The sequence below is a fragment of the Okibacterium sp. HSC-33S16 genome (genome assembly GCF_024171565.1).
Taxonomy (GTDB): domain Bacteria; phylum Actinomycetota; class Actinomycetes; order Actinomycetales; family Microbacteriaceae; genus Mycetocola_A.
In genome coordinates, this window is sequence record NZ_JALJZZ010000008.1 from 1 (window position 1) to 2,814 (window position 2,814).

Consider the following 2,814-nt stretch of genomic DNA (forward strand, 5'->3'; position numbering starts at 1 on the left):
CAAAACTCATGCTCCACCCAGGGGGTGGGATGATTGGTAAGTTATCGGCTTATTAGTACCGGTCAGCTCCGAGAGTCTTTAGTCCTCTCTTCCACATCCGGCCTATCAACCCAGTAGTCTAGCTGGGAGCCTCTCACCATAAATGGTATGGAAATCTCATCTCGAGGCCGGCTTCCCGCTTAGATGCTTTCAGCGGTTATCCATCCCGAACGTAGCTAATCAGCGGTGCTCCTGGCGGAACAACTGACACACCAGAGGTTCGTCCAACCCGGTCCTCTCGTACTAGGGTCAGATCCTCTCAAATTTCCTGCGCGCGCAGCGGATAGGGACCGAACTGTCTCACGACGTTCTAAACCCAGCTCGCGTACCGCTTTAATGGGCGAACAGCCCAACCCTTGGGACCTACTCCAGCCCCAGGATGCGACGAGCCGACATCGAGGTGCCAAACCATGCCGTCGATATGGACTCTTGGGCAAGATCAGCCTGTTATCCCCGAGGTACCTTTTATCCGTTGAGCGACAGCGCTTCCACAAGCCACTGCCGGATCACTAGTCCCGACTTTCGTCCCTGCTCGACTTGTCAGTCTCACAGTCAAGCTCCCTTGTGCACTTACACTCGACATCTGATTGCCAACCAGATTGAGGGAACCTTTGGGCGCCTCCGTTACTTTTTAGGAGGCAACCGCCCCAGTTAAACTACCCACCAGGCACTGTCCCTGAACCGGATTACGGTTCGAAGTTAGATATCCAATATGACCAGAGTGGTATTTCAACAATGACTCCACCAACACTAGCGTGCCAGCTTCACAGTCTCCCACCTATCCTACACAAGCCACACCGAACACCAATACCAAGCTGTAGTAAAGGTCACGGGGTCTTTCCGTCCTGCTGCGCGTAACGAGCATCTTTACTCGTAGTGCAATTTCGCCGAGTTCGCGGTTGAGACAGCTGGGAAGTCGTTACGCCATTCGTGCAGGTCGGAACTTACCCGACAAGGAATTTCGCTACCTTAGGATGGTTATAGTTACCACCGCCGTTTACTGGGGCTTAAATTCTCAGCTTCGCCTTACGACTAACCGTTCCTCTTAACCTTCCAGCACCGGGCAGGCGTCAGTCCGTATACATCGTCTTGCGACTTGGCACGGACCTGTGTTTTTAGTAAACAGTCGCTTCCCACTGGTCTCTGCGGCCCTACCACGCTTCCCGGAGTAAATCCGTTGACGTGTCAGGCCCCCCTTCTCCCGAAGTTACGGGGGCATTTTGCCGAGTTCCTTAACCACGATTCTCTCGATCTCCTTGGTATTCTCTACCTGACCACCTGAGTCGGTTTGGGGTACGGGTGACTTGAACCTCGCGCCGATGCTTTTCTTGGCAGCATAGGATCATCGGATCTTGCCCTTGCGGGCTCCCCTTCAGCTCTCAGCCTTAGATGAGAGACGGATTTGCCTATCTCTCGGCCTACAACCTTGGCCTGGGACAACCATCGCCCAGGACCGACTACCTTCCTGCGTCACACCTGTTAATACGCTAACCGCACCAGCATAGGGTCGAGCGCTAGGCCCACCGTCTCACCCCGAAGGGATCAATCAGTGGGATTCAGACTCTTAGCATCACTGGATTAGCTTGGGCGGTTCTTCGTCAGTACGGGAATATCAACCCGTTGTCCATCGACTACGCCTGTCGGCCTCGCCTTAGGTCCCGACTTACCCAGGGCGGATTAACCTGGCCCTGGAACCCTTGGTCTTTCGGAGGACGGGTTTCTCACCCGTCTTTCGCTACTCATGCCTGCATTCTCACTCGTGTGGCATCCACGGCTGGTTTACACCGCCGCTTCGCTCGCCACACGACGCTCTCCTACCCATCAATACGGCTGGACCACGAAGGCCTGCCTATAAATATCAATGCCACAACTTCGGTGGCGTGCTTGAGCCCCGTTAAATTGTCGGCGCGGAATCACTTGACCAGTGAGCTATTACGCACTCTTTCAAGGGTGGCTGCTTCTAAGCCAACCTCCTGGTTGTCTATGCAACTCCACATCCTTTCCCACTTAGCACGCGCTTAGGGACCTTAGATGGTGGTCTGGGTTGTTTCCCTCTCGACGATGAAGCTTATCCCCCACCGTCTCACTGCTGTGCTCTCACTTACCGGCATTCGGAGTTTGGCTGACGTCAGTAACCTTTTAGGGCCCATTAGCCATCCAGTAGCTCTACCTCCGGCAAGAAACACACAACGCTGCACCTAAATGCATTTCGGAGAGAACCAGCTATCACGAAGTTTGATTGGCCTTTCACCCCTATCCACAGCTCATCCCCTCAGTTTTCAACCTAAGTGGGTTCGGTCCTCCACGTGCTCTTACACACGCTTCAACCTGGCCATGGATAGATCACTTCGCTTCGGGTCTAGGACATGCGACTGAATCGCCCTATTCAGACTCGCTTTCGCTACGGATACCCCTCACGGGTTAACCTCGCCACATATCACTAACTCGCAGGCTCATTCTTCAAAAGGCACGCTGTCACAGCAACAAGGCTGCTCCAACGGTTTGTAAGCAAACGGTTTCAGGTACTATTTCACTCCCCTCCCGGGGTACTTTTCACCTTTCCCTCACGGTACTTGTTCACTATCGGTCATCTGGGAGTATTTAGGCTTATCAGGTGGTCCTGACAGATTCACACGGGATTTCTCGGGCCCCGTGCTACTTGGGATCCTCTTCACGCCATCACGAAATTTCGACTACGGGGTTCGCACCCTCTATGACCAGGCTTTCAATCCTGTTCGTCTATCACGCTCTGTAACGTCGCACCGGCGGCAGCCA

At 53.9% G+C, this 2,814-nt stretch carries 1 rRNA gene; it reads right to left on the reverse strand.

Annotated features, from left to right (window positions below):
• Positions 1-32: 32 nt before the first annotated feature.
• Positions 33-2,814 (reverse strand): 23S ribosomal RNA (locus L1277_RS15515); the annotation flags it as partial.